Raw genomic sequence first — 26,988 nt, forward strand, 5'->3', positions numbered from 1 at the left:
GAGCGCGCGCCGGGCCACCTGCCCGACCCTCCCGGGTATCGACGGGCGGCGGCTGCCGGTCCTGTCCCGGATCCGGGACACCGCTGGACCGGAACCGGGAATACGGCGCCCACCGGCGCAGCACCGACATCCGCGATGTCCAGCGGTGCCAGCGACTTGCGTCCGGCCAGGCGGAATCCGGCCGCGATGGCACGCGTCCTGCAGTGTGGCCAGCGATTCCCGCTCGGAGCAGACGCATGTCGATTCGCAACATCTGGTGGTCGCTGGTCTGGCTGACCGCCCCAGCCATGGTCCAGGCGCAGACCTGCAGGACGTTCTACGTCGACAGCAACACGCCCAGCGGCAACTTCGCGCGGGCGATCAACGACGTCAACACCCTGGGCTGCCCCAGCGGCGGCCTGAACACGATCATCATCGACAACGGTGGCGGCTCGTTCGGCGACACCGTGGTGTTCTCGCCGCTGCCGGTCATAGCCCGGCCCGTGCAGATCCAGCTGTTCAGCCCGGGTGTCGGCGTCCGCCACGTGATCCGCTCCGGCGACTCATTCCAGACCGGGATCGGATACGGCCTTCGGGCCACGGCGCGCGTCCTCATCGCCGACATCGACATCGTCGGCGGCTCCGGCCGAGCATTCTTCGGCGGCATCCTGCTCGAGGGCGGTTCGGACAACTCGCAGATCGCCGGCGTGCGCATCGAGAACGTGCGACGCCAGGGCATCTTCCTGGCCGGCGTCGCCGGGACGGAGATTCGCCGGTCCAGCCACAACCCGGTCGAGATCTACAACAGCGGCTGGGGCGTGAACCAGGACAGCCCGGCCTTCGAACCGGCGATCCTGGTCAACGGCACGAGCAACACGACCATCTACGGCACCTTCCTCGGCGTCCGCCAGGACGGCAGCGCCGGCGGCAACTGCAGCTATGGCATCGAGGTGCGGTCGAGCACCGGCGTCTTCATCGGCCTGAACCAGGCGACCATCAACCAGCGCAACCACATCGGCGACAACGGCTTCGGTGGCATCCGAATCCTCGACAGCACCCTGGTCAACGTGTTCGGCAACTACCTGGGACTGGCGGCAAACGGCCAGACCATGCGGGGCAACGGACTCGGCAACTGCTTCGGGACCACGCCGCCGGCCTTGCCGCGCGCCGGTCTGGTGGTGACCGGGTCGACCCTGGTCACCATCGGCGGCATCGCCGGCCAGGGCAACGTCATCGTCGCCGGCAATCGGGGCGTGGTGATCGACAACAGCCACAGCGTCACGCTGCGCCGTACGCTGATCGGGCAGCGGCCCAGCGGCCAGAGCGGCGCCGTGTTCGGCGATTCCGTGGTGGTCGAGAACGGGTCCGGCAGCAACGGGACGGTGCTGATCGGTGGCACCGACGAGCAGGCGAACGTGATCCGCGGCGGCACCAGCGGCACCTTCGGTGTTCGCCTGGCCAACGGCATCGGCCGCACCGATGTCCGTCGCAATGCGATCTGGGGTCATCCCAGCGGCGGCATCCAGCGCAGCGCAGCGCCCAACCCGCCCGTGCTCACCCTGGCCAGTGCCGACACCGGCGCGGTCGCCGGCACCCTCACCGCGGTACCCGCCGCTGGCGAAGTCGACCTGTATGCCGACGACGGCGCCCAGGGGCGCTGGTACCTCGGCACGCTCTCGGTTCCGGCCAGCGCATCCGGATTCTCCGGCACGGTGACATCGCCAGAATTCGTCGCCGGGCGCCAGCTCACCGCGACCTTCACCCGACTGGCCGGCACCGGGGCGGGCACGTCGCGCTTCTCGAATGCGCAACCGATCCTTGGCAACGACGTGGTCTTCAGGCACGGCTTCGAACTGCCCTGACCCGCCCTGCCGCCCGACTACCCGCCGCCCGGACCGACACCGCGGTCGCACCGGCCCCGGTGTCGCCACTGCAGGAGGCCGGCCGGGACCGCGTGGCGGATCCCGGCCGTTGCCGACCAGCGCCGGTCAGCGCGCCAGTTCGACGTCCTGCACGACCTCCAGGCCGCGCCCGGTGAACATGAAGCGCGCGCGCGTATACGCCATGCCGGCGGTGACCTGGTCCATCGCCTCGACGAAGGACTCCATGACCCGCTGCATCTCGCGCTGGAAGCGCTGGCCCGGCTCGTCGTCAGCACCGTCGTCCTGGCCGGACAGCAGGGCGCTGGCGCCCTGCAGCAGGCGTACCTGCTTCATCAGCTCGGCGTAGAACGGCCCGCGGTAGCCGAACGACAGGACCGGCGCCGGATCGCGGCTGGGCGCGCCGAGGAAGCGCGGCAGCAAGGCGCCGCCGTCATCGCCGAAGCCCAGGCCCAGCGCGGAATCGGACAGGGCGACCCAGGTCGGCGGCGCCAGCGCGGCGGCCTCGCCAAGGCTGGCCAGGTCGAGCCGCTGCGGCGGCGCACCGGGCGAAAGCTGCAGCCCGGCCACGGCCGGCAGGAATCCGCCCGCCATGCCGACCAGGGAGGCCGGGTTCGGCGAGGCGACGATCAGCGCGCCCTCGACCCGCGTCGGCATCGCCAGGCCTTCCCAGTCCAGGCGCGTCACCACCGCGCGCAGGCCGGTCATCAGGCCGCCCGCCATGTACAGCCCGGCGACCTGGCCGCCGATCTGGCCGGCGCTGTCGTTGAGCGAGGCCAGCTTGTCGCAGGCCCACGGTGCGCTGCTGACGGCCGCCGACTGCTTCTGGAGGAACTCGCCCAGCTTGTCCAGGCGCAGGCCGTAGCCGAACTCGGCCTGCACGCCGTCCTCCAGGTCGCCCAGACCCGGGACCGGCGCGGCCACCGGCAGCAGTCCCTCGGCGATGTCCGGACGCAGTTCCAGGGTCATCCGCGACTCCATGTGCCGGGCGTCCATGCGGCCGTAACCTGCAACCAGGCGGGGCATGAGCCCGGCCAGCTGCGCGAATTCGCGCTGGCAGGTGGCGCTGACCGGATCGCCGTCGGCGGCGGCCTTGCGGGTCAGCCAGGTCTCGGCGCCCTCGCGACCGACCAGGGCGTGGACCAGGCGCACGCTGTCGAACAGGAAGGTGCCGTGCGGGCCATAGCCGTTATTGCGGTTGAGCTGCGCGAGCTCGCCCGAGTCGGCCATGCTGCGCGACGGCTGCCGGACCCCCAGCAGTTCCTCGAGCGGCGCGATCTCGGCGCCCGGGTCGAAGGTCAGCACCAGCTGGCGGTCGATGATCGCCATCGCCACCGCGAACGGCTTGTCCTCATCGGGCTGCATGCGCCAGTAGTCGAGGTCGCCAAGCCGGGCCACCGGCAGGGTCTCGCCGACGCGCGACTCGATCTCGCCGATGAAGCCGCGCAGAGCGTCGGGGTCGGCCAGTTCGATGCGCAGCACCGGGATCGCGCCGACCCCGTAGAAGGCCAGCAGGCCGCGCCGGCTGAAGCCGATCCGCTCCCAGCCTTCCAGGGTGAACTTGTCCTCGAACAGGTCCATCACCGCCAGGGTGCGCCGCGCCGCCTCGTCGTCGGCGGCGGCCGCCTGCTTGCGGACCTTGGCCAAGGTCTCGGAGAAGGCCGCCCGCACCGGCTCGAACAGCGCCCACCAGGCCTCGGTCACCTGGTCGGGTACCGGCTCGAGGTTGGCGAACACGTAAGGGCTGTCGTGCGGCACGTAGGTCAGGGGCGTCGTGCGGACTTCACGGCCGCTGCAGGCGGACAGGGCCAGGCAGCCGGTCAGGGCGACGAGCAGGGGGGCGGCGGTCTTCTTCATGGGTCGGTTCCGGTCAGGTCTTCGACAGAGTGGCTCGCGGAGCCGGTCAGGGGATGTAGACGATGTTGACGGTGACCCGCGCGGTCGCGAACCCGCCCCGGCCATCGGTCACCTCGTACCGGAAGGTGTCCAGACCCTGGGAGCCCGGCCGGTGCGCGTACTGGATGGTGCCGTCGGAATTGATGGTGATATCCGCCAGGTTGCTCTGCTGGAAGATCCGCGTGACCGTCAGCGGGTCGCCATCGGGATCGCTGTCGTTGGCCAGCACGTTGATGTTGACGCGACCGGCCTTGTAGACCTCGGCGAAATCGTCGACCGCCACTGGCGGCAGGTTGCCGTCCGGGGTGACCTGCACCGTGACCTGCCCCGTGGCGCTGCCGCCCCGGCCGTCCTGGACCGTGTAGGTGAAGGTGTCGGTGCCGACGAAGTCGGGCAGGGAGGTGTAGGTGATCCGGCCGTCCGCGCCGAGCACGGCGGTGCCGTTGGCGGGTTGCCCCACCGCGGCGATGGACAGCGGATCGCCATCGGGGTCGGTGTCGTTGGCCAGCACGTCGATCTGCACCGGCTGGCCGCTGCGCGTGGTCGCGCTGTCCGGATTGGCCACCGGCGGCTGGTTGCCGGCCGCCTGCACGGTGACGGTCACGGTCGCCGTGGCGGTGAGGCCGTCGGGATCTGCGATGGTGTAGCTGAAGCTGTCGGTTCCGGTGAAGCCGGCCGCCGGCGTGTAGGTGAGGATGCCACCCGCACCGATGGCGACGCTGCCGTTGCTGGGCTGGGTGGTCGACAGCACGGTCAGGGCGTCGCCATCCGGGTCGGAGTCGTTGGCCAGCACGGCGATCGCCACGGCGGTGTCGCGGGGGGTGGTGGCGACGTCGTCGACCGCCACCGGCGGCCGGTTGAGGAACTCGCGCGGCCCTTCGGTGCGGGTCTCCGAGACCTGCTCCACCCGGTAGGTGTCGACCGCGCGCTTGTGCGCGGGCGGATTGCGAAGGGCGCGCTCGATCCATGCGGCAGGCTGCGGCACCGGTTCGCGCCGCCACTCGGTGACGGTGCGGGTGACCGGCGGCTCAGGCGGCAGCACGGTCTCCTCGACGGTGACGAAGGACAGCTCGACGCGCCGGTTGCGGGCGCGGTTCGCGGCCGAGTCGTTGGCATGCCTGGGCGCGTCCTCGCCCCTGCCGGTGACCACGAGCCCATCGGCAGGAACGCCCTGGGCGACCAGCCAGTCGCGCATGGCCGCAGCGCGGCGCTCGGACAGGCGCTGGTTGTAGGCGGCCGGGCCCAGGTCGCAGGTGTGGCCGACGATCTCCACCTCGCCGATCCGGCGCTCGCGCAGGGCCGCGACCAGCCCGGCGAGCTCCGCCTGGGCGGCCGGGGCCACGGTCGCGCTGTCGAACGCGAACAGCGCCTCGCCGGACAGTTCGACCTCGTTGCGCAGCACGCGCGGCGCTTCGCCGCCCGGTGCCGGCTCGACCACTTCGCGCTGGTGCTCGACGTCGCGGAAGGCCTCGACGGGGCGGAAGGCCCCGCCGAATTCGTAGCGCCAAAGCAGGGCGCCGCGCGTGTCGCTGCGCTCGCCGCCGAAGGCCGGCCGGTCGAACGGACCGGACTTGCGCAGGTGCTCCACGGCAAACGCAAGGCTGTGCCCGGTGCCGCGGAAGTGCTTTTCCAGGCCCAGCGAGGCGGTCGCCTGGCTGGCATGGTCGCCAGCCAGCAGGTCGCTGCCGCGCTCGTAGTCGAGACCGGCGCGCAGGCGCACGGCCGGGCCTTCGAGGAACCGCCCGACGCGCAGTCCCAGGCCGTGCCGGTAGGGCCGCTCGAACTGTTCGGTCAGGGTGTCGATGGTGATGTCCTGCCGGAACGGTCTGCCGTTCTCGGTGCCGGTGATCGTCTCGACGGTGCGCACGCTGTTGGTGGCGACCAGGCGCTCGTCGCTGAGCGCGTGGCTGTAGTAGACGTCGACGCTGGTGTCGCGCTTCTCGAAGCCCAGGCCGACGGTCGCCTTGCGGTCGTCGAAGGCATTGCGGTCGAGGGCGCCGAACGCCTTGGCGACCAGCACGCCGTCGGGCGCATCGATGGTGTCCTGCACGGAGCGGCCGCCCCACAGCCAGTTGTAGCCGAACTTCAGGCCGCCGGCGCCGCCGTGGCCCAGCCAGCCCTCGGCCAGGAAGGCGCGCGTGCCGTCGTAGCCGAAGATGCCCAGCGCCTCACCGGTGACGTCGCCGTCCTGGTCGATGCCCAGTCCGATCCGGGCGTTGCCGCCCACGTAGGTCAGCGGTACCACGCCGCCGGACGGCGCGGCGGCCGGATCGGTGGCGATCTGCTGGCCGGCGGCAGCGCCGGCGAACGACGCGGCGATCGCCGCGCACAGGACCTTGCGGTTCATCGGTGACTCCCCCTGGGCCTCCCGGCCCGTTGCAGACCGCGCATTATGCCGCATTCGCAACCGACCCAGCCGGCGGCACTGTCGCGGCCTGGCGCCGCGGGGTGCTCAGAAGCGCAGGTGGCGTACCGACCGGCCCTCGTCGCGGATCTCCTTGAGCGCCTCGATGCCGAGCCGGACGTGGGTCTCCACGTAGTCGCTGGTGACCCTCAGGTCGCTGGCCTCGGTCTTGACGCCTTCCGGGACCATCGGCTGGTCGGACACCAGCAGCAGGGCACCGGTCGGGATCTTGTTGGCGAAGCCGGCCGTGAACAAGGTGGCGGTCTCCATGTCGATCGCCATGCAGCGGGTGCGCCGCAGGTACTCCTTGAACGCCTCGTCGTGTTCCCAGACCCGACGGTTGGTCGTGTAGACCGTGCCGGTCCAGTAATCGTGGCCGGCATCGCGGATGGTCGACGACACCGCGCGCTGCAGGGTGAAGGCCGGCAGTGCCGGGACCTCGGGCGGCATGTAGTCGTTGCTGGTGCCCTCGCCGCGGATCGCGGCGATCGGCAGGATCAGGTCGCCGAGGCTGTTCTTCTTCTTCAGTCCGCCGCACTTGCCGAGGAACAGCACGGCATGCGGCGCGAGCGCCGAGAGCAGGTCCATCACGGTGGCGGCGTTGGCGCTGCCCATGCCGAAATTGATGATCGACAGGCCGTCGGCGTGGGCGTTGGGCATCGGCCGGTCGCGGCCATGCACCTCGACCTGGTGGCGCGCGGCGAACCACTCCACGTAGTTGCCGAAGTTGGTCAGCAGGATGTGCTTGCCGAAGCCGTCGAGGGGCATGCCGGTATAGCGGGGCAGCCAGTTGCTGACGATCTCGTCCTTGGTGCGCATGCGCGGATCCTTTTCGCGGGCATTGTAGCCGGCACGCCCGGGGTGCGGCAGCGCCAGGCGGTCTCTTGCTCAGAAGCCGTTGCGCAGGAAGCCGCCGTCCACGGCGATGCACTCGCCGGTCACGTAGCTGGCGGCCGGCAGGCACAGGAAGGCGACCGCCCCGGCGACCTCCTCCGGCTCGCCGATCCGCCGCAAGGGGGTACGTTCGATCACCTCGTCGTACCAGGCCGGATCCGACAAGGGCCCGGCGGTGCGGTCGGTCCGGATGTACCAGGGCGCGACCGCGTTGACGCGGATGCCGTCGACCGCCCACTCGCAGGCCAGGTTGCGGGTCATCTGCACCAGCGCCGCCTTGGCCATGCCGTACGGGGCGCCGGTGCGCACGTGGGTCAGGCCGGACACCGAGCTGATGTTGACGATCGCGGCGCTGCCGTGCTCGCGCAGCAGCGGGTGGCACAGCCGGCACAGCTCGAACGCCGACAGCAGGTTGACCTCGAGCAGCCAGCGCAGCTCGTCGGCCGGGTAGGCGGTGGCCGCACGGCTGCGATTGTCGCCGACGTTGTTGACCAGGATGTCGGGCACCGCACCCAGGTCGCGCAGCCAGTCGAACACGTCCAGGCGCTGCTCGGGCTCGCCCAGATCGGCGGCGAAGGCCCTCGGCCGGGCGCCGCCGCACTGCTCGGCGAGTTCGTCGCAGGCCGCCTCGAGGCGATCGGGATCGCGCGCCACCAGCAGCAGATCGGCGCCCAGGCCGGCCAGCTCGCGGGCGCAGGCCAGGCCGATGCCGCGGCTGGCCCCGGTGACCAGGGCCAGCCGGCCGTCAAGTCGCCAGCGCGATGCCGCGGTCATCGCCGCCCGGGCTCAGTCGCCGCCGCACAGGCAGTGCGCCTGCACCGACCAGGGCAGCTGGCCACGCTGGGTGACCAGGGCCTGGGCGCGCGCCAGGTCGCTGCGCACGCCCTCCGGCAGCCAGGTGCCCGGCAGGTACAGACCGGCGCCGCGCGCCGCATGCGCCAGTGCGCTGCCGCCGAGGTTCTGCATGAACCTCTCGAAGGTGCCCAGTTCGCGTTCGACGTAGCGGAACGGCGCATCGTCGGGCAGGCCGGCCAGGCTGCGGGCATGGGCGAGCGCGTCCTGCAGGCCGCCGAGCTGGTCGACCAGACCGCGCTCGTGCGCCTGGGCGCCGCTCCAGACCCGGCCGCGCGCGACCTGGTCGACGGCGTCGGCGGCTTGTCCGCGGGCCGCCGAGATCTTGCCGATGAACTCGCGGTAGAAGTTGTCGACGCTGGACTGGATGATGCGTCCGGCGCGCGGGTCGAACGGCCGGGTCGGATCGAACAGGCCGGCCAGGGCGGTGGTCCCGGTGCCGTCGGTGTTGAGGCCCAGCCGGTCCATGGTCTCCGGTGCGTTGAACCACAGGCCGAACACCCCGATCGAGCCGGTGATGGTGCTGGGATCGGCGACGATGCGGTCGGCGTCCATGCTGATCCAGTAGCCGCCCGACGCCGCCAGGTCGCCCATCGACACCACGACGGTCTTGCCCGCCGCGCGGGTCAGCTCGACTTCGCGACGGATCTGCTCGGAGGGGAACACGCCGCCGCCCGGCGAGTCGACGCGCAGCACCAGGGCCCGCACGTCCTCGTCCTCGCGCGCGGCGCGGATCAGGGCCGAGGTCGACACGCCACCGACCATGCCGCCGCCGGTCTCGCCGTCGATGATCTCGCCCTCGGCGACGACGATCGCCACCGGCGCGCCGGGCTCGCCATCGGCGCCGTTCTCGCGGCCGAGCACTTCCAGGTAGTCGGCCATCGACACCTGGCGGAAGCTGTGGCCGTCGCGATCGGCGACGCCGCGCTCGATCAACAGGGCGCGCACCTGGTCGGCGGTCTTCAGGTCGTCGACCAGGCCGGCCTCGAGCGTGACCCGCGCGAAGTCGCCGGCGGCGGCCTCCAGGCGCTCCGGGAAGCCGTCCACGCTGGCCTGCAGGGCGGCGGGCGCCAGGCCGCGCGCCTGGCCGACCTCGGCCAGCCAGCGCTGCCACAGGTCGTTCATCCAGTAGCGGTCGGCCTCCAGCGCCTCCGGCGAGGCCTCGTTGCGGATATAGGGCTCGCCGGCGCTCTTGAACTCGCCGACCCGGAACAGGCGGACCTCGATGCCGAGCTTCTCGAAGGCGCGCGCGTAGTAGGTGCGGAACCGGCCGAGCCCTTCGACCAGGGCGATGCCGAACGGATGCAGGTAGACCTCGCCGGCGCGCGCCGCCAGGTAGTAGCCGCCCTGTCCGAAGCTGTCGCCGTAGGCGATCACCTCCTTGCCGGAGGCGCGCACCCGGTCGATGGCGCCGCCGACCTCGCGCAGACTGGCCAGGCCGCCGCCGGCGAAGCGGTCCAGGCGCAGCAGCACGCGCTCGATGCGGTCGTCGCCGGCCGCGGCGTCCAGCGCACGCAACAGGTCGCGCAGGCGCACCTCGGGAACGTCCTGGCCGGTCATCCGCGCCAGTGCGCGGTCGATCGCGCTGGCGCTGTACTCCTCGACCAGCTGGCCGACCGGCGCGATCACCAGCACGCTGCGCGGCTGCACCTTCAGGGGCGCCTTCAGCGCCGCGGCCAGCAGGACGGCGACCAGGAACAGGAACAGCACGGTCAGGATGAAGCGGCGGGTGAAGTCCAGGGTGCGCCAGGTGCCGACAAGGAATCGGCGCACCGGGCCGGGGCGGGTTGCGGTCATGCAGGGAGTCCAGGCGGGAAGACAGCGGCCGTCAGGATAGGCGCGGCACCCACCGCTGCCAAGCGCCGCAAGTCATGCCGTTCAGACGCTGGCGTCCTCGCGAAGCCGCTGCCAGGAGGCATTCCGGGCCAGGGCGACGAAGCGCCACAGCAGCAGCACGGCCGCGACGCTGAGCCCGGCGATCAGCCCCAGCCAGAGCCCGGCCGCGCCCATCCCGCGGGGAAACGCCAGCCACCAGCCGGCGGTCATGCCCACGCCCCAGTAGGCGAACGCGCACATCAGTGCCGGGATCCGGGTGTCCTTGAGGCCCCGGAGCGCGCCGTTGCTGGCCGCCTGGATGCCGTCGGAAAACTGGAACACGGCCGCGTAGAGCAGCAGATGGGCGGCGATCGCCACCACCGCCATGTCCCGGGTGTAGACGCCGGCGATGTGCACGGCCGCCAGCGCCAGCACCGTGGCCGACACTGCCTGCGTGGCCAGCACCAGGCCGATGCCCACGAAACCGGCATGGCGCACGCCGCTGACATCCTCGCGACCGACCGCCTGGCCGACCCGCACGGTGATCGCCATGGCCAGACCCAGCGGAACCATGAAGGCCACCGAGGCGACGTTGATGGCGACCTGGTGCGCGGCGACCACCTCGGCGCCCAGCGAGCCGATCAGCAGGGCGGCGGCAATGAACAGGCCGCCTTCCATGACGATCGCGAAGCCCATCGGGATGCCGATCGCGAGCAGGCCGGCGATCGGCCGCCAGCGGGGCGGCTCCAGACAGGCGAACAGGCGCAGCTCGCGGTAGTTGCGGTGCCAGGCCAGGTAGACGATAAGCGCCAGGGCCTGCAGCCACAGGGTGATCGCATAGGCGATGCCGAGACCGCGCGCGCCCATCATCGGCAGGCCCAGGCGCCCGTACATCAGCACCCAGCCCAGCGGCGCCAGCACCACCACGCCGAGCAGGCTGAACCACAGGGTCGGCCGGGTCAGCCCCAGTCCCTCGCTCATGCCGCGGGAAACGAAGAACACGCATTGCGCCGGGGCACCCCAGGACAGCGCTGCGAGGAAGGCGAGCGCCTCCGGCACGATCTCCGGCGCGATCCGCGCCTTGGCCAGCAGCGCCGGGGCCGCGGACAGTCCGACCTGCAGCAGCAGCCCGGTGGCCAGGGCCAGCCAGAGCGCCTGCCGATAGAGCGGCGCCACCTCGTGCTTGCGACCGGCCCCGACCAGCTGGGCCACCGAGGGCGGTACCGCCAGCATCAGGCCGATCGCGACCAGGATGACGATGTTCCAGATCGCCGTGCCGATCGCCACGGCACCCAGGGTTCGGGCGCCCAGGTGGCCGGCCAGGATGGTGTCGACAACGTTCATGCCGACCGCACACAACTGACCCAACACCAGCGGCAGCGCCAGGACCAGGGTAGCCCGCAGCTCGCGGCCGATGCGTTGTCTTTCGATCATGCTCGCTGGCGGATGACGGCGCTCACCGGCCGATGGCGCCCCCTGTGGCGCCACGACCGGATCCCGGTAGGCCTGCATGGTAGCGCCTCGTCCCGGGCCGGCGTCCGGCGCGGCGCAGCGCTCCGCGCCTTGCCCCGCGACCTCATGAGGTATCCGGGCTAGACTCGTCGCATGGGAGAAACGGCCACGACCAGTCCGCAGGAACCCGCGGCCGCCGCCGGGAACTGCAGCAACTGCCAGACGCCGCTGCTCGGCCCGCACTGCTACCGGTGCGGGCAGCCGGTCAAGGGACTGGTGCGTCCGCTGTCCGGCTGGCTGGCCGACCTGCTCGATACGGCACTCAACTGGGATGGCCGGTTGCCACGCACCCTGGTACCGCTGCTGTTCCGGCCAGGCCATCTGACCCGCGAATACCTGGCCGGCCGACGGGTCCGCTACGTGACGCCGGTGCGCCTGTTCCTGGTGCTGGCGATCGTCCTGTTCCTGGCGGTGGGCCTGTACGGCAATCTCGAACTGGGGGGCGGTGCCGTCTCGGCCGGCTCCCTCGGCCCGGAGTCCGGCGACCGTGCCCGCGTCGAGGCCCTGGTGGCCTGGCTGCCCGATACGACGCGCGCCGAGGTCCTTGACGAGGCCTTGCGCCCGCCCCCTGCGCCTGCCGATGTCGGCGCGCTGCAGATCGGCGGATGGCGCGACGGCGATCCGGTCCGCCTGTCCTGGCTGCCCGATGCCCTGAACGAGCAGCTGCAGTCGGCCCTGGAACGCATCGCCCGCAACGCCCGTCGGATCAACGAGGATCCCGGCCCGTTCCTGCGCGAGCTGCTCTCGGCGGCCCCCACCACGCTGTTCTTCATGCTGCCGGTGTTCGCCCTGGTGCTGAAGCTGGTCTACCTGTTCAAGCGCAGGCTGTACGCCGAACACCTGCTGGTGGCGCTGCACAGCCACAGCTTCATCGCCCTGGCCCTGCTGCTGGCGATGGCGCTGTCGGCCCTGGGCGGGGTCTGGGCGGACCTCCCTGTCCTGCCGACACTGGCGAGGTCGCTGGCGATCGCGCTGCTGGTCTGGATCCCGGTCAATCTGCTGCTTACCCAGAAACGTGTGTACGGCCAGGGCTGGCCCCTGACCCTGCTGAAGTTCCTGTTCGTCGGCATCGTCTACCAGGTGCTCCTGGTGCTCGGCCTGTTGCTGACCGTGCTGCTGAGCCTGCTGCTCTGGTGAGCCGATGATCGAGTACGAGGTCAACCTCGAGGTCGATGCGGACATCGCGCCCGAATTCGAGGCCTGGCTGTCCGGCCATGTCGACGACATGCTCGCGCTGCCGGGTTTTGTGTCGGCGAGCCGCTGGCGGGTGCTCGACCCGCGCCCGGACCCGGACCGCTGCGCGATCAGCGTCCGCTACGCGCTGGTCGACCAGGCCGCCCTGGAGCGCTACCTGCGCGATGAGGCGGCGGCGATGCGCGCCGAGGGGCTGGCCCGATTCGAAGGTCGCTTCGAGGCGCGCAGGCGGGTGCTGCTGCCGGCCTGAGCGGGGACGGCCTGCCCTGTCAGCCCCTTGACACACTTGTCACACAGGCACTTGCGGGAGCGGTTGTGCACAGCGGCACTGGTCCGCATGCGCCTTTGCCAGGATCCGCGACGGCACCGTGAAGGGCTGGGGAACCATGATGCAAGTAGCTGAAGAGAAAAAGCATTTCAGGATGGTTAAAGTTTTTTCAGGGGGCCTGGTTGGCCGTCATTTGCTGGACTTCCGGGCGCTTGTACCGGGGCCATCCACATGCTTATCCACAGCGCGTGTGGATAAGCCGAAAACCAGTTGCACGGCACGCGCTTAGGGGCGGTTTTTGGAATCGCCGTCACAAAGTCGAGCTAATGCCGGGGGCGATCCGGGCGGCACACCCGCGACGCTGAGCGTCGCCCTGCCGCTGCCCTTGCCGCAGACCTTCGACTACGCCTGGCCGACCGGCCCGCACGCGGCGCCGCGCCCGGGCTGCCGGGTTCGCGTCGAGTTCGGGCGGGGCCAGGCGGTCGGCGTGGTGGTCGCGGTCGGCGCTGGCGACTCGCAGCGCGCGCTGAAGCCGGTCGACGCCGTCATCGACGACGAGCCGCTGTTCGATGCCGAGCTGTGGCGCACCCTGCAGTGGGCCGCCGCCTACTACCACCACCCGCTGGGGGAGGTCCTGGCCGCAGCCTTGCCGGCCCTGCTGCGTGCTGGCGCGCCGGTGCCCGCCCTCGACCTGCCCGGCCTGGCGCTCACCCCGCCTGGCGCAGACGCCCTGGCCGGGGACCGGCTGCGGCCGGGGCCGGGGCGCACCCTGCTGGCGCGCCTGCGGGACGGTCCGCTGAGCCTGGCGCGGGTGCGCGAGGAGCTGGGCACACCGGCGCGTGCAGCCGCCCAGCGCCTGCTCCGCAAGGGCTGGCTGCAAGCCTGCCGAGTGGCGTTTTCCGAGGGCCGCGGACCGGTCGTGGAGGCGCCACCCAGTTCGTCCGCGCAAGCGCAGGTGCTGGCGGCGCTGGCCGATGCCGAAGGCGCACGCGCCCACCTGCTGGAGGGCGTCACCGGCAGCGGCAAGACCGAGATCTACCTGGGCCTGGCCGCCCAGGCGCTGGCGCAGGGCCGGCAGGTGCTGATCCTGGTGCCGGAGATCGGCCTGACGCCGCTCGCGCTGCGCCGCTTCCGCGAACGTCTTCCCGGCCCGGTCCAGGCCCTGCACTCGGGCCTTTCCGACCGGGAGCGGGCGCAGACCTGGGCCCTGGCCCGCAGCGGCGCGCCCTGCGTGGTGCTGGGCACCCGCTCGGCGGTGTTCACGCCACTGCCGCGCGCAGGGCTGATCGTCGTCGACGAGGAGCACGACGGTTCCTACAAGCAGGCCGATGGCTTCCGCTACCACGCCCGCGACCTGGCACTGGTGCGCGGCAAGGCGCTGGGCGTGCCGGTGCTGCTGGGCTCGGCGACCCCGTCGCTGGAGACGCTGGCCCTGGCTGCCGACGGCAGGATCGGCCACCTGCACCTGCCCGCCCGCGCCGGCGGCGCCCGGCCGCCGGCCATCGAGCTGGTCGACCTGCGCGCCGCCCATGCCTCCGATGGCCTGTCGAACCGGGCGCTGGCCGCGATCGGCCAGACGCTGGAGCGCGGCGAGCAGGTGCTGGTGTTCCGGAACCGGCGCGGCTGGTCGCCGGTGCTGGCCTGCGCCGCCTGTACCTGGAAGGCCGACTGTCCCGGCTGCGACCGTCCAATGACCCTGCATCGTGGCCAGGGCCTGCTCGCCTGCCACCACTGCGGCCGCCGGCAACGGCTGCCGGCACGGTGCCCGTCCTGCGGCAGCACCGCGCTGGACCCGCGCGGCGTCGGCACCGAACGGCTGGCTGCGGCGCTGGCGGAGCGCTGGCCAGGCCATCGGGTACTGCGCATCGATCGCGACAGCACTGCCGGCGTCGGGCGCCTGGACCGCCTGCTCGACGAAGTCGAGCGCGGCGGGCCGGCGATCCTGGTAGGCACCCAGTTGCTGGCCAAGGGCCATGACTGGCCGATGCTCACGCAAGTGGTGGTGGTCGATGGCGACGGGGGTCTGTACAGCGCCGACTTTCGGGCACCCGAGCGGATGGCGCAATTGCTGACCCAGGTCGCCGGCCGCGCCGGGCGCGGCGAGCGGCCCGGCCGGGTTCTGGTGCAGACCCGGCTGCCCGGACATCCGTTCTGGCGGGACTGGCTGGGCGGCGGCTATGCCACGGTGGCGCAGGCGCAGCTGCGCGAGCGCCGCGACTGCCGCCTGCCGCCGTTCCGGTTCCAGGCGCTGCTCGCGGCAGAGGCGACCGCACCGGCCGCGCTCGCGGACTTCTTCGATGCCGTGCGCGCGCTGCCTGACCCGGCCGGCACCGAGGTCGAGCGCATCGGCCCGCTGCCCGCGCCGATGCCGCGACGCGCCGGCCACCATCGCATGCAGCTGATCCTGGAAGCCGACCGCCGGGCGCCGCTGCACGCGCTGCTGGATGCCTGGATGGGGCGCATCGGTTCGCTGCGCCCGGCCCGGCGCGTGCGCTGGTCGCTCGATGTCGATCCGCAGGACGCCGGCTGAGGGAAAGTGTGCGCCTGGTACCGCCAGCGCGACGGGTCATGCCGCCGTAGCTCGCCTCCCGGCGATCACAGGCGCACCCGCTTCGAACAACCGCCCTCTCCCCCGGCCCCTCTCCCGCGCCGCGGGAGAGGGGAGCGGATCGCGCTCCGCTTTCCGAATTCCGAATCCCGGGTCCCGAGTCCCGGGACCCGGGCCCCGGCTCCTCAAGCCTCGAACAGCGCCCGCATCTTCTTCATGGCGGCCGCCTCGATCTGGCGCACGCGTTCGGCGGAGACGCCGTACTCGTCGGCCAGCTCCTGCAGCGTCGCCTTGGGCTCGTGCAACCAGCGCCGAACCACGATGTCCTTGCTGCGGGCATCCAGGCGCGCCAGACCCTCGTGCAGGGCGTCGAGGTCGCGGTCGTCCTGGTCGGCCTCGACGACCACCTGCTCCGGACTGCGTCCCTGGTCGACCAGGTAGGCGACCGGTGCCGGCGGCGCGTCGTCGTCGTCGCCGTCGGTGGGCGCGTCGAAGCCGATGTCGCGGCCGTTGAGGCGGGACTCCATCTCGACCACGTCGGCGGGCGCGACATTGAGCTCGCGGGCAACGGTGGCGACCTCGTCGGCACTCAGCCAGCCCAGGCGCTTCTTGGAGCGGCGCAGGTTGAAGAACAGCTTGCGCTGCGCCTTGGTGGTGGCGACCTTGACGATCCGCCAGTTCTTCAGGATGAATTCGTGGATCTCGGCCTTGATCCAGTGCACGGCGAACGACACCAGGCGCACGCCGACCTCGGGATCGAAGCGCTTCACCGCCTTCATCAGGCCGATGTTGCCCTCCTGGATCAGGTCGCCCATCGGCAGGCCATAACCCAGGTAGCCGCGCGCGACGTGCACCACGAAGCGCAGGTGCGAGAGCACCAGCTCGCGGGCCGCCTCGAGGTCCTCGTGTTCCCGGAAGCGCTGGGCCAGGGCCTGCTCGGCTTCGACGCTGAGCATCGGAACCTGGTTCACGGCGTGGATGTAGCCGTCCAGGCTGCCGACGGCGCTGGGGATCGGCAGGTTGCGCGGGACCAGGGCAGTGTTCAATGCGGTGTCCTTCATGGGCCGGGAGCTTAGCACTCGCGCCCTTGGAGTGCTAAGGGCTGGCCGAGTTCCGTTCAGCTCGCAGGATGCGGCCTTGGCTTTGCATTTCAATGGCTTGGGTAACGAACGCGGCCCTGGCGGGACGCCGGCTGCGGCTACCGGCAGCGCCGGTGCGGCGGCCCGAAGGGGCTGGACGTCGACACCGCCCGGCCCCGGCGACGCCGCCAGTGGCAGATCAGGCTTCCCTGGCCAGATCCACCCATTTGCTGACCGGTTCCGGCCGGTGCGCCGCCAGCTCGTCAAGCAGGGCATCGAGCTCGGTGCCGACCATCAGCAGGCGCCGGTGCACCGGTCGCACGAAGCCACGCGCGACCGCCTGGTCGGCCCAGGTCACCAATGGCGCGTAGTAGCCGTCGACATCGAGCAGCCCGCAGGGCTTGCCGTGCAGCCCGAGCTGCGCCCAGGTCAGGATCTCGAACAGTTCGTCGAGCGTGCCGAAGCCGCCGGGCAGCGCGATGAAGGCATCGGCCAGCTCGGCCATGCGTGCCTTGCGGGCATGCATGGAATCGACCACCTCCAGCCGCGCCAGGCCCAGGTGGGCGACCTCGGCATCGACCAGGCGCTGCGGGATCACGCCGACCACCTCGCCGCCGGCCGCCAGTGCGGCGTCGGCAAGCAGCCCCATCAGGCCGACCCGTCCACCGCCGTAGACCAGGGTCAGGCCCCGGGCGGCAAGGGCGCGGCCCACGGACTGCGCCAGCCCGGCATAGGCCGGGCGGTCGCCGGCGCTGGAGCCGCAATAGATGCACACGCTTCGCATCGGCGGATTCTAGCCCGGATGCTTCATGAGGCCGCTACTGCGGCCACCGGCCTCCGCGTCCGGGCGCGGTCCGGGCACGCTGGCCAGTTCGACGTGATGTCGGCCAGGCCTTCACCAGCCAGGGGTCCGCTGCCCGCACCGCGACGCGATCTCGACGGCCCCGCTTCGCGCCCGCCCGAGATATCAGGACCAGCTGTCACGGTCGGGGCGCCGGGATCGCCCCACCGGCCTGGCGCGCCCGCCGGGGCTGGCACCGCGGTGACGCCAGACCGCGCGCAGTGGCGGTTCAGTCCGCCGGCGGCGCGGGCGGCGTGCCGGCGCCGAGCCCGGCCAGCAGCGCTTCACGGCAAAGCTTGCCGGTCTCGTTGCGCGGCAGGCAGGCGAAGCGGTGCAGGCGTCGCGGCAGGAACACCGGGTCCAGGCTGCCGCGCAGCTCGGCCAGCACGGTGGCGTCGCTGACCGCGCCGGCCACCACCGCCGCCTCGATCCGGCACACGCCGGAGGCGTCGGCCTGCGCCGCCTGGAAGACGATCGCGTCCTCGATCCCGGGGATCGCCAGCAGGCGGCGGGTGATGTCGCCCAGCGAGGCTCGCTTGCCGGCGATCTCGATCATGTCCTGGCAACGGCCGACCACCTCGAAGCGGCCGTCGGCCGCGAAGCGCAGATGGTCCTGCAGCAGCACCGCCTCGGACAGCCAGGGCGCTTGCACCCGGGTACCGGCCTCGCAGGAACTGAGATGCAGCCCGGGATAGGGCTGCCAGAGCGGATCGGCGGTGGGCCGCCGATGGCCGATCACGCACGTCTCGGTGGAGCCGAACATCTCGACCAGGGGCGCCGCGAAGACCTCCTCCGCGCGACGCGCCAGCGCCGGGTCCAGCGGCGCGGTCGCCGACACCAGCGCGGCCACCGGGGGAAAGGCAATCCCCGCACCGACCAGGGCGCGCAGGTGCACCGGCGTCGTCACCAGCAGGCGGGGCGCCGGCAGGTCGGCCAGCGCCTGCGCCAGGTCCTGCGGGAACAGGGGCCGCTCGACGGCCACCGCGGCGTCGCCCAGTACCGGCAGCAGCACGCAGGTCTCCATCCCGTACATGTGCTGGGAGGGCACCGTGGCGAGCAGGTTGAAGGCCGCCCCGGGCGCCGAGCCGATCGAGCGCAGCAGGGCATCGTTGCGGCGGGTGGTGCCGGCGAAGGCGCCCCAGGTCTTGGGGTTTGCGCGCGGCCGACCGGTCGACCCGGAGGTGAAGCCGATCGCCACGACCCGGTCCAGCGGGATGCCGGGCAGTCCGGCCGGTTCGGCGCTGGCCGACCCGGCCATGGCGCAGGCCGCAGCGACGTCGGCGTCGTCGATGATCGCGGCGGGCGCCCAGTCGGCGGTGATCTCGGCGACCACTTTCTCGGTGCGCGCCGGCGGCAACAGCGTGGTCCGACCGCTCAGCAGGGCGGCACAGAACGCGACCAGGAAATGGCCGCGATCCTCGCAAAGGTTGATGAGGCTGGGCGCGGGCGGCAGCCGCTCGGCCAGCGCCAGCGCCCGGGCCAGGAACTGCCCGGCCGGCAAGGCCCGGCCGCGCCGATACAGCACCGGCCGGCCGGCATCGCCGGACAGCGCCGGGGGACCGCTGCCCGCTCCGGCGTCGTCGGGCCAGGCGTTGTGCCCGGCGACAGCGGAGCCCGACCCGCTCACGACGACCTCGGGGCGAGCAAGCGCAGCCGCCCTCAGCCGGCGTCGCCGGTGCCGGCGCGCTTGCCGACCGCCTTCCCGGCCGCTGCGGCCTTGGCCGCAGGCGCCTTGGCTGCGCGCTTGCCCACGGTCTTCTTGGCGGCCTTGCCGGCCGCCGTCTTGGTGGCCTTCTTGGCCGCGGTCTTCTTGGCCGCGGTCTTCTTGCCCGCGGTCTTCTTGGCCGCAGCCTTCCGGGCGGGCGCCTTCTTCGCCGGTGCCGCGCCGTCCGCGGCCTTCCTGGCGGCCGGCTTGCGCCCGGCCGGCGCCTTGCGCGCCGCGCCGCGCTTCTTGACCGGCTTGCCCTTCTCGGCGAGCAGCGCGCGCGCCTGCTCCAGGGTGAAGGTTTCCGGTTCGACGTTCTTAGGCAGACTGGCCAGCACGCTGCCATCGGTGGCGAAGGGCCCGAAGCGACCGCGCAGGATCTGCACGGCGCCGTCCTCGAAGCTGGCGATGACGCGGTTGGCGATCGCCTCCTCCTTCAGCTTCAGCAACTCGAGGCCGCGCGCCAGCTCGATCTCGTGCGGGTCGTCCTCCTTGCGCAGCGAGGCGTAGGTGGTGCCGCGCTTGACGAAGGGGCCGAAGCGGCCGATCCCGACGGTGATCTCGGTGCCGTCGGCATCTGTGCCCAGGCTGCGCGGCAGCCGGAACAGCGCCAAGGCCTGTTCGAGGTCGATGGTGTGGATGCTCTGGCCGCTGCGCAACGAGGCGAACTTCGGCGGCTCCTCCTCCTCGCGCTGGCCGATCTGGGCGAACGGCCCGTAGCGGCCCAGGCGGACGCTGACCTGACGGCCGCTGGCGGGGTCGCTGCCCAGCACGCGCGCGCCGGTGGCCTCGGCGCGGTCGACGGTCTCGGCCTTCTCGGCGACGCGCGCCTTGAACGGCTGCCAGAAGCGCTCCAGCAGCGGCACCCAGTCCTCCTCGCCGCGCGAGATGGCGTCCAGCTCGTCCTCCAGGCGCGCGGTGAATTCGTAGTCCACGTAGGTGTCGAAGTGCCCGGCCAGGAACTTGGCCACCGCGCGGCCGACGTCGGTGGGCCGGAAACGGCGGCTGTCCAGGTAGACGTACTCGCGCGACAGCAGGGTCTGGATGATCGAGGCATAGGTCGACGGCCGGCCGATGCCGTACTCCTCGAGCGCCTTGACCAGGGACGCCTCGGAGAAGCGCGGCGGCGGCTCGGTGAAGTGCTGGTCGGCGACGATCGCGTGGCAGGGCACCAGCTCGCCTTCGCGCAGCGCCGGCAGGCGCCGGCCCTCGTCGTCGTCGTCCTGACTGCGGCTGTCCTTGCCCTCCTCGTAGACGGTCAGGAAGCCTGGGTCGGCGATCGTGGTGCCGGTGGCGCGGAAGCCGCTGTCGGGACCGCAGGCCAGCTCGACGGCGACGGTGTCCAGCAGCGCCGGCTTCATCTGGCAGGCGACCGTGCGCTTCCAGATCAGCTCGTAGAGGCGGAACTGCTCGTCGCTGAGAAAGGCGCGCACGCTCTCGGGGCGGCGCGCCGCCGAGGTCGGCCGGATCGCCTCGTGCGCTTCCTGGGCGTTCTTGGACTTGGTGCGGTAGACCTGCGCCGCCGGCGGCAGCAGGTCGGCGCCGTACTGGCGCGCGATGACCTCGCGCAACTCGCCCAGCGCATCGCCGGACAGGCTGGTCGAGTCGGTACGCATGTAGGTGATCAGGCCCTGCACGCCCTCGGCGCCGATCGCCATGCCTTCGTACAGCTGCTGGGCCAGGCGCATGGTCCGGCTGGTCGCGTAGCCGAGCTTGCGGGCCGCCTCCTGCTGCAGGGTCGAGGTGATGAACGGCGGCGCCGGGCGGCGCTGGCGCTGCTTGCGGTTGACCTCGGTGACGCGCAGCATGCCGACGCCGTCGGCCGGCCGCCCCTGTGCCGCCGCCGCGGCCTCCAGCCGCGACCGCGCCGCTTCCGCACCGACGCCCTCGACCAGGTCGAACTGCTCGAACTTGCGGCCGTCCAGGCGCACCAGGCGCGCCTGGAAGGCGACCCCGGCCTGGCTGAGGTTGGCGGCCACGGTCCAGTACTCGCGGGCGACGAAGGCCTCGATCTCCTCCTCGCGCTCGACGATCATGCGCAGCGCCGGCGACTGCACACGGCCCGCCGACAGGCGCGGACCGACCTTGCGCCAGAGCAGGGGCGACAGGGTGAAGCCGACCAGGTGGTCGAGCGCGCGGCGCGCCTGCTGGGCGTTGACCAGGTCCATCGACACCTGGCGCGGATGCGCGACCGCTTCCAGGATCGCCTTCGGGGTGATCTCCGAGAACACCACCCGGTGGATGTCGCGGCCCTCGAGCAGGCCGCGTTCGCGCAGCACCTCCAGGATGTGCCAGGAGATCGACTCGCCTTCGCGGTCGAGGTCGGTCGCCAGGTACAGGGCCTTCGCCTTGCCGGCCGCCTTGGCGATCGCGTCGACCCGCTTGCGGCTGTCCTCGTCGACCTCGTAACGCATCGCGAAGCCGTGTTCGGGATCGACCGCGCCCTCCTTGGCGAGCAGATCGCGGATATGGCCGTACGAGGCAAGGACTTCGAAGTCCTTGCCCAGGTACTTGTTGATGGTCTTCGCCTTGGCAGGCGACTCGACGATGAGCAGGTTCTTGGCCATTCGCTTCTCCGGGCGTGCCGCGCCGCGCCGCCGAACGGACGCCGGCCCCTCGCGTGCGTACGTGCGCGCACGCGCATACGGCCTAGTGTTCGCCCACGCTGCGGGCCGATGTCAAGCGGTGCCGAGGGGCGGGGGGTCGCCGGGCGTCGGCCCCGCCCCTGGCCGGGACCGGAAGAAAAGAAGGCGACCACTGGGGTCGCCCGAGAAGATCATGGAGATCGCTATGCAGGGCGCCATCGTCACCTGGCGCGGAGGCACTGTAACTTGAATCGGCTTTCTTATGCAATACCTGCCGACAGTCCTGTAAGCTGTTGATTTTTAATGACTGCTTGCTGACCGCAGGCTCAGGCCCCGGGAAACAGCCCGGCGAGGGTCGCCTGGATCTGCGCGCAGGCCGCACGCGGGTCGGCGGCTTCCCGGATCGGCCGCCCCACGACGATGTGGTCGGCGCCGTTCAGGAAGGCCTGGCGGACGTCCACCGTGCGCTTCTGGTCGTCGTCGTTGACCACCGGCCGGATGCCCGGGCAGACCACCAGCAGGCGGGGGCCCAGCTCGGCGCGCAGCGCCGCGGCCTCCAGGCCGGAGGACACCACGCCGTCGCAACCGGCCGCCAGCGCCGCCCGGGCGCGGGACAGCACCAGGTCGTGCGGTTCGCAGGCGAAACCCAGCTCGTCCAGGTCGTGGCGGTCCAGGCTGGTCAGGGCGGTGACCGCCAGCAGCTTGAGGTCGCCCTTGTTGGCGACCGCGGCCCGCACCATGCCGTCGTTGCCGTGGATGGTGCAGAAGGTCGCCGGGTGCCGCGCCATGCCGCGCACCGCCGAGGCGACCGTGGCCGGCACGTCGAAGAACTTGAGGTCGACGAACACCTTCTTGCCGCGCTCGTGCAGGGTGCGCAGCAGCGGGAAGAAGTCGCCGCCGGCCAGCAGCTCCATGCCGATCTTGTAGAAGGTGCCGTGCTCGCCGAGCAGGTCGACCAGTTCCAGCGCCTCGCTCGCCCCGGGCACGTCCAGGGCGACGATCAGGCGGTCGGCCGCGGCGATCGGCTTGTCCGAGAGCCAGGTGTCTTTGTCGGCGGCCGCGCTCATCGGCTGCGCAGGGCCCGGCGCTTGGCCTGCACCGGATCGTCGGCGCCGCGGGTGAGGGCCGACTCCCAGCTGCCATAGGTCGGGTTGGGCAGCATGAACCAGCGACTGCCCCACCAGCCCCGGAAGGGCTCCATCAAGGCGGCACGATCAGCCACCGAGGCCTGGTAGCCATCCAGGAAGTCGCCCAGGTTGTCGCCGACCATCATCAGGACCCGATAGCGCTCGCCGACGAACTGGCGACGGCTGCCCTTGGCGGAGTCCCAGCCCTGGGCCTCGTCGACGGTCAGCACGGTGTCCTCGGGCTCGGACATGGGGAAGCCCAGCGCCCGCAGGTTGTCGAGGGTGGCGGCCTTGCCCGCGGCGTCGCGGTTGGTCACGTAGAAGACGGTGATGCCCCGCTGCGCGGCGGCGCGCGCGAATTCCAGGGCGCCTGGCACGACGCCGGCACGGCGTTCCTCGACCCAGGCCGCCCAGGTGTCCGGGGCATAGCGCGTGCCGGCCACGACCAGGCGCGCCTGGTAGACGGAGTTGTCGACCATGGTCTCGTCGGCGTCGACGATCACCGCGGCAGGCAGGTGGGCGATGTGCTGCCCCCCGCGCTCGGCCGGCGGCAGCGCGTCCCAGCGCGGGTCGGCCAGGGCGGTGTCGAGCAGGGCCGTGGCGGCCGCGAAGACGCTGCGCGTGGTCGCCTCGTACTCGGCGGCGGTCTGCATCCACAGCACCGCGTTGAGGTTCTCGTGGCCACCGGCCACGGCACTCGCGGCCGATGGCGCCGGCGCCGCCGGTGCCACCTGGCGGACGTTGGCGGTGCCGCCCGAACAGGCGGCGAGCAGGCCCAGCAGGCTGGCAAGGACGAGGTGCTTGTAGGTACGCATGGATCGGATCCGCTGCAAGGGAAGGAGGCTTTCCGGGGCGGCGCGACAGCGCATGCGCTCAGCGCTCGACGATCGCCGCCACGCCCATGCCGCCGGCCGTGCACACCGAGATCAGCACGCGGCCGCCGCCACGCTCCTCGAGCAGCTTGGCGGCGGTCGCCAGGATGCGGGTGCCGGTGGCGGCGAAGGGATGGCCGAGCGCCAGCGACGACCCGACCGGATTCAGGCGGTCCATGTCGATGCTGCCGAGCGGCGCCGCCAGGCCGAGCTTGTCGCGGCAGTACTCGGCCGATTCCCAGGCGCGCAGGGTGCACAGCACCTGGGCGGCGAAGGCTTCGTGGATCTCGTAGTAGTCGAAGTCCTGCAGGGTCAGGTCGTTGGCCGCCAGCAGCTCGGCCACGGCCAGGGTCGGCGCCATCAGCAGGCCCTCGCCGTGCACGAAGTCGACGGCGGCGACGCGGGCGTCGCGCAGCCAGGCGCGCACCGGCAGGTCGCGTTCCCGCACCCAGTCCGGGCTGGCCAGCAGGGCGGCGCTGGCGCCATCGGTCAGCGGCGTCGAATTGCCGGCGGTGAGCGTGCCCTGCCCCGAGCTGCGGTCGAACGCGGGCTTGAGCTGGGCCAGCTTCTCGAGCGTGGTGTCGGGGCGCAGGATGGTGTCGCGGCGGACGCCGCGGAACGGCACGATCAGGTCGGCGTGGAAACCGCGCTCCCAGGCCGCGGCCGCCTTCTGGTGACTGGCCAGCGCGAGAGCGTCCTGTTCGGCCCGGCCGATGCCCCAGGCGCGCGCCATGCGCTCGGTGTGCTCGCCCATGCTCATGCCGGTGCGCGGCTCGCCGACACCCGGGAAGGACGGCTTGAGCTCGCCGGGCCGGAAGCCCTTCCAGGCGCGCAGGCGCTCGCGCAGGCCGCGGGCGCGCGCGGTTTCCAGCAGGCGGCGCGCGAAGCGACGCCCGAACACCACCGGCACGTCGCTGGTGGTGTCGGAGCCGCCGGCGATGCCGGCGCCGATCTGCCCGGCGGCGATCTTGTTGCCGACGATCACGGCGGCGTCCAGGCTGGTGCCGCAGGCACGCTGCAGGGTCAGTCCCGGGGTGCGCGGGTCGAGGCCGGAGGACAGCGCGATCTCGCGCGCCAGGTTCCAGTCGGAGGAGTGCTTGATGACGGCGCCGAAGGCCAGCTCGCCCAGGCGCTCGCCGTGCAGGCCGTAGCGCTCGACCAGGCCGGCCACCGCCTTCAGGCCCAGCCCGAAGTTGCCGACATCGGCATAGGCGGTGTTGTTGCGGCAGAACGGGATGCGGATGCCGCCGACGATGGCGACCGGGATCTGCGTGCGCGGCGCGGCGGGCTTGGGCTTGGCGGGCATCGTTCCTGGCGGTCCGGGGACGGGGACGTACCGGGTCCGGACAAGGCCGGAAACCGGTCGGATCGAGGCCGAATGGTACACTAGCGCGCTTTGCCGCGACCGACCCGCCGGAACGAATCCGATGCTCGAAGACATTCTCAAACTGCACCAGGCAGGTCAGCTCGAAGAGGCCGAGACCCGCTACCGCGAGTGGCTGGCGTTCAACCCGGACGACCCCGAGGCGCTGCACCTGCTGGCCATCCTCAGGCGCCAGCGCGAAGACCTGGGCGAAGCGCTCGAGCTGGCCGGCAAGGCCGTCGAGCTGGTGCCCGAACGCGCCCACTACCAGCTGACACTGGCCGGCCTGCAGTTGCATGCCCGTCAGTTCGAACGCGCCCGCGAGGGCTTCGCGACCGCCCTGCGGCTGAACCCCGATCTGCCCGGTGCGGCCCTGGGGCTGGCCCAGATCGACCTGATGCGCGCGGACGTGGATTCCGCTGCCGAGGCCCTGGCCAGGGCCGAACGGCTGGTGCCCGGCCATCCGCAGCTGCTGGCACTCCAGGGGGGGCTGGCGCAGGCCCGCGGCGATCACGCGTCGGCCGCCCGGCTGCTGCTGGAATCGGCGCAGCGCAACCCCAACGACGCCATCGTGCAGATGCAGCTCGGCCTCAGCCTGGCGGCGACCGGCAAGGCCGGCTTCGCCGAGCAGGCACTGGGGAACGCGCTGCGCCTGAAGCCCGGCTACACCGCGGCCGAGATCGCCCTGGCCCAGCTGCTGATGCGCGAGCGCCGGCCCGATGAGGCGCTGGCCCGTTTCGAATCGGTGCTGGCGCGCGAGCCCGGTCATGCCCTGGCCCTGGCCGGCCGCGCGGACCTGCGACGGGCGGCCGGCGACAACGAGGCCGCGCTCGCCGACTACCGGCAGGCCCACGAAGCCGCGCCCAACGCGCCGGGCGTGGCCGAGGCTCTTGTGTCGGGCCTGATGGTCGCCGGTGCGGAAGCCGAAGCGGGCGAGATCCTGGCCGCCGCCCTGGCGGCCAGGCCGACCGCCGCGGGCCTGCGCCGGCTCGACCTGGCCCTGGCGGCCCGGCGCCCCGGCGACGCCCTGCTGGATGCCTGCCGGGCCTGGCACACCGCCGATCCGCGCAGCCTGGAGGCGGCCGAACGCCTCGCCGGCCAGCTCGAGGTCAGGCGCGACTTCGCCGCGGCCGATGCCCTGGCCCGGGGCGTGCTCGCCCAGGACAGCCGGGCCGGCTTCGCCCGCCTCCTGCTGGCCCGCTCGGCGCTGCGCGAGGGCCGTCCGGACGAGGCGCAGGAACAGCTCAATCGCACGCCCGAGGCCGGCCTGCCAGCACAGCGGCGGCCCGAGCGCGCCAGCCTTCGCGGACTGGCGCGCGACGCGCTGGGCGACCGCGAGGGCGCGGTCGAGGCCTGGCTTTCCGGGCACCGCCAGCAGGCCCATCTGGCGCCCCTGGTGCAAGCACCCGAGGTCAGCGGCCTGCGGCTTCCGCCCATCACCTCCGCCAGCGCCACCGGGCCCGCCCCGGTGTTCCTGCTGGGCCTGCCCGGTGCCGGAACGGAAAGCCTGGTGGCGCTGTTGCGGGCTGGCGGCGCCAGCGTGCTCGGCGACCGCTTCGGTCATCGCGTGCGGCCCGACCCGATGGCCAGCGCGGCATTCGTCGAGCAGTTCGCGGCGCTGGCCGACGATCCCGCAGTGGCCGAGCGCTTCCGCGACGCCTACCTGGCCGGACTGGCCGCCGCCGACCTGGTGCTGGCCCCCGACCTGGTCGACTGGCTGCCGTTCGTCGACCTGCGCCAGGTGGCGCTGATCCAGGCGGCCTTCCCCTCGGCGCGCTTCATCGCCGTGCAGCGCGACCCGCGCGACTGCCTGCTGACCTGGCTGGCGCTGGGCTGCCCCCAGGCCCTGACCCTGCCCGATGCGACCCAGGCGGCGACCTGGCTCGCCGGCGCCAACCAGCATCTCGAGGCGGCGCGCGCCCATGTGCCGGGAGATCGCTGGCTTGCGGTGGACGCCGCCGAGCTGGCCGATCCGGCGGCGCTGGCCGGTCGGGTCTGGCCGTTCCTGGGCCTGGCCGCGCCCGGTCCCACGGACCTGCCCACGAGCATCACCCAGGGCCTGGGCGACCTGCCCACGCTGCTGCCCGACGGCCATTGGCGGCGCTACGATGCCGCGCTGGCGGACGCGTTCGCCCGGCTGTCCTGAGCGCGGTCGGGGCCTGCCGGTAACGAGG

General features: G+C 72.3%; 18 protein-coding genes. 5 read left to right on the forward strand and 13 right to left on the reverse strand.

The annotated features are described in order from the left end of the window. The first annotated feature begins 236 nt into the window (after positions 1–236). Positions 237–1,841: a hypothetical protein gene (locus KF823_09150; GenBank protein ID MBX3726072.1), complete on the forward strand. Its 1,605-nt coding sequence runs from the start codon at positions 237–239 to the stop codon at positions 1,839–1,841. Between the two features lie 126 nt (positions 1,842–1,967). Here KF823_09150 and KF823_09155 read toward each other — a convergent pair whose 3' ends face one another. The 6 genes from KF823_09155 to KF823_09180 form a co-directional block, all read right to left on the reverse strand. Then, positions 1,968–3,716, reverse strand: coding sequence for a hypothetical protein (locus tag KF823_09155; protein ID MBX3726073.1), 1,749 nt, complete (start codon positions 3,714–3,716; stop codon positions 1,968–1,970). Positions 3,717–3,762: 46 nt separating this feature from the next. Further along, positions 3,763–6,102 (reverse strand): tandem-95 repeat protein, encoded by a 2,340-nt coding sequence (locus KF823_09160; GenBank protein MBX3726074.1) that lies wholly within the window; start codon positions 6,100–6,102, stop codon positions 3,763–3,765. A 105-nt stretch (positions 6,103–6,207) separates the two neighbouring features. Then, positions 6,208–6,978, reverse strand: coding sequence for an AMP nucleosidase (locus KF823_09165; protein MBX3726075.1), 771 nt, complete (start codon positions 6,976–6,978; stop codon positions 6,208–6,210). 69 nt (positions 6,979–7,047) lie between these two features. Then, complete coding sequence (locus tag KF823_09170) at positions 7,048–7,827, reverse strand: SDR family oxidoreductase (GenBank protein ID MBX3726076.1); 780 nt, start codon at positions 7,825–7,827, stop codon at positions 7,048–7,050. Positions 7,828–7,839: 12 nt separating this feature from the next. Further along, a complete protein-coding gene (sppA, locus tag KF823_09175) occupies positions 7,840–9,702 on the reverse strand; it encodes a signal peptide peptidase SppA (protein MBX3726077.1) in 1,863 nt (620 codons plus the stop codon). An 81-nt stretch (positions 9,703–9,783) separates the two neighbouring features. Then, positions 9,784–11,154 carry an MATE family efflux transporter gene (locus KF823_09180; GenBank protein ID MBX3726078.1) on the reverse strand — a complete coding sequence of 457 codons (1,371 nt, stop codon included), beginning with the start codon at positions 11,152–11,154 and terminating at the stop codon, positions 9,784–9,786. Positions 11,155–11,325: 171 nt separating this feature from the next. Here KF823_09180 and KF823_09185 point away from each other — a divergent pair, with 171 nt between their 5' ends. From KF823_09185 to KF823_09195, 3 genes are all read left to right on the forward strand, one after another. Then, positions 11,326–12,369, forward strand: coding sequence for a DUF3667 domain-containing protein (locus tag KF823_09185; protein MBX3726079.1), 1,044 nt, complete (start codon positions 11,326–11,328; stop codon positions 12,367–12,369). A 4-nt stretch (positions 12,370–12,373) separates the two neighbouring features. Next, positions 12,374–12,676, forward strand: coding sequence for a DUF4286 family protein (locus tag KF823_09190; protein ID MBX3726080.1), 303 nt, complete (start codon positions 12,374–12,376; stop codon positions 12,674–12,676). 316 nt (positions 12,677–12,992) lie between these two features. Further along, entirely contained in the window at positions 12,993–15,224 is a 2,232-nt protein-coding gene (locus tag KF823_09195) for a primosomal protein N' (protein MBX3726081.1), read from the forward strand. Between the two features lie 203 nt (positions 15,225–15,427). Here the strand turns inward: KF823_09195 and rpoH are convergent, their stop codons facing one another. From rpoH to KF823_09230, 7 genes are all read right to left on the reverse strand, one after another. Then, complete coding sequence (gene rpoH, locus KF823_09200; protein ID MBX3726082.1) at positions 15,428–16,303, reverse strand: RNA polymerase sigma factor RpoH; 876 nt, start codon at positions 16,301–16,303, stop codon at positions 15,428–15,430. A gap of 217 nt (positions 16,304–16,520) precedes the next feature. Continuing rightward, on the reverse strand, positions 16,521–17,105 hold the full coding sequence (locus KF823_09205; GenBank protein MBX3726083.1) for a TIGR00730 family Rossman fold protein: 585 nt from the start codon (positions 17,103–17,105) through the stop codon (positions 16,521–16,523). A gap of 286 nt (positions 17,106–17,391) precedes the next feature. After that, positions 17,392–18,711 carry an acyl-CoA synthetase gene (locus KF823_09210; GenBank protein ID MBX3726084.1) on the reverse strand — a complete coding sequence of 440 codons (1,320 nt, stop codon included), beginning with the start codon at positions 18,709–18,711 and terminating at the stop codon, positions 17,392–17,394. A 110-nt stretch (positions 18,712–18,821) separates the two neighbouring features. Further along, positions 18,822–21,434, reverse strand: a complete 2,613-nt coding sequence (locus KF823_09215) for a DNA topoisomerase I (protein ID MBX3726085.1) — start codon at positions 21,432–21,434, stop codon at positions 18,822–18,824. 344 nt (positions 21,435–21,778) lie between these two features. Further along, positions 21,779–22,519, reverse strand: a complete 741-nt coding sequence (pyrF, locus tag KF823_09220; protein MBX3726086.1) for an orotidine-5'-phosphate decarboxylase — start codon at positions 22,517–22,519, stop codon at positions 21,779–21,781. Further along, positions 22,516–23,394, reverse strand: a complete 879-nt coding sequence (locus KF823_09225) for an acid phosphatase (GenBank protein MBX3726087.1) — start codon at positions 23,392–23,394, stop codon at positions 22,516–22,518. The genes pyrF and KF823_09225 overlap by 4 nt, the downstream gene beginning before the upstream one ends. A gap of 58 nt (positions 23,395–23,452) precedes the next feature. Next, positions 23,453–24,757 (reverse strand): acetyl-CoA C-acetyltransferase, encoded by a 1,305-nt coding sequence (locus KF823_09230; GenBank protein ID MBX3726088.1) that lies wholly within the window; start codon positions 24,755–24,757, stop codon positions 23,453–23,455. Between the two features lie 121 nt (positions 24,758–24,878). Between KF823_09230 and KF823_09235 the strand changes: the two genes are divergently transcribed. Further along, complete coding sequence (locus KF823_09235) at positions 24,879–26,960, forward strand: sulfotransferase (protein ID MBX3726089.1); 2,082 nt, start codon at positions 24,879–24,881, stop codon at positions 26,958–26,960. Positions 26,961–26,988 lie beyond the last annotated feature (28 nt).

This window comes from Lysobacterales bacterium (genome assembly GCA_019634735.1).
Classification (GTDB): domain Bacteria; phylum Pseudomonadota; class Gammaproteobacteria; order Xanthomonadales; family UBA2363; genus Pseudofulvimonas.

Coding starts and splice junctions, on each gene's coding strand:
- rpoH (MBX3726082.1), bottom strand. CDS start 16,303: ATGAAGGACACCGCATTGAACACTGCCCTGGTCCCGCGCAACCTGCCG.
- KF823_09185 (MBX3726079.1), top strand. CDS start 11,326: ATGGGAGAAACGGCCACGACCAGTCCGCAGGAACCCGCGGCCGCCGCC.
- KF823_09230 (MBX3726088.1), bottom strand. CDS start 24,757: ATGCCCGCCAAGCCCAAGCCCGCCGCGCCGCGCACGCAGATCCCGGTC.
- pyrF (MBX3726086.1), bottom strand. CDS start 22,519: ATGAGCGCGGCCGCCGACAAAGACACCTGGCTCTCGGACAAGCCGATC.
- KF823_09215 (MBX3726085.1), bottom strand. CDS start 21,434: ATGGCCAAGAACCTGCTCATCGTCGAGTCGCCTGCCAAGGCGAAGACC.
- KF823_09170 (MBX3726076.1), bottom strand. CDS start 7,827: ATGACCGCGGCATCGCGCTGGCGACTTGACGGCCGGCTGGCCCTGGTC.
- KF823_09165 (MBX3726075.1), bottom strand. CDS start 6,978: ATGCGCACCAAGGACGAGATCGTCAGCAACTGGCTGCCCCGCTATACC.
- KF823_09235 (MBX3726089.1), top strand. CDS start 24,879: ATGCTCGAAGACATTCTCAAACTGCACCAGGCAGGTCAGCTCGAAGAG.
- KF823_09190 (MBX3726080.1), top strand. CDS start 12,374: ATGATCGAGTACGAGGTCAACCTCGAGGTCGATGCGGACATCGCGCCC.
- sppA (MBX3726077.1), bottom strand. CDS start 9,702: ATGACCGCAACCCGCCCCGGCCCGGTGCGCCGATTCCTTGTCGGCACC.
- KF823_09150 (MBX3726072.1), top strand. CDS start 237: ATGTCGATTCGCAACATCTGGTGGTCGCTGGTCTGGCTGACCGCCCCA.
- KF823_09155 (MBX3726073.1), bottom strand. CDS start 3,716: ATGAAGAAGACCGCCGCCCCCCTGCTCGTCGCCCTGACCGGCTGCCTG.
- KF823_09160 (MBX3726074.1), bottom strand. CDS start 6,102: ATGAACCGCAAGGTCCTGTGCGCGGCGATCGCCGCGTCGTTCGCCGGC.
- KF823_09205 (MBX3726083.1), bottom strand. CDS start 17,105: ATGCGAAGCGTGTGCATCTATTGCGGCTCCAGCGCCGGCGACCGCCCG.
- KF823_09225 (MBX3726087.1), bottom strand. CDS start 23,394: ATGCGTACCTACAAGCACCTCGTCCTTGCCAGCCTGCTGGGCCTGCTC.
- KF823_09180 (MBX3726078.1), bottom strand. CDS start 11,154: ATGATCGAAAGACAACGCATCGGCCGCGAGCTGCGGGCTACCCTGGTC.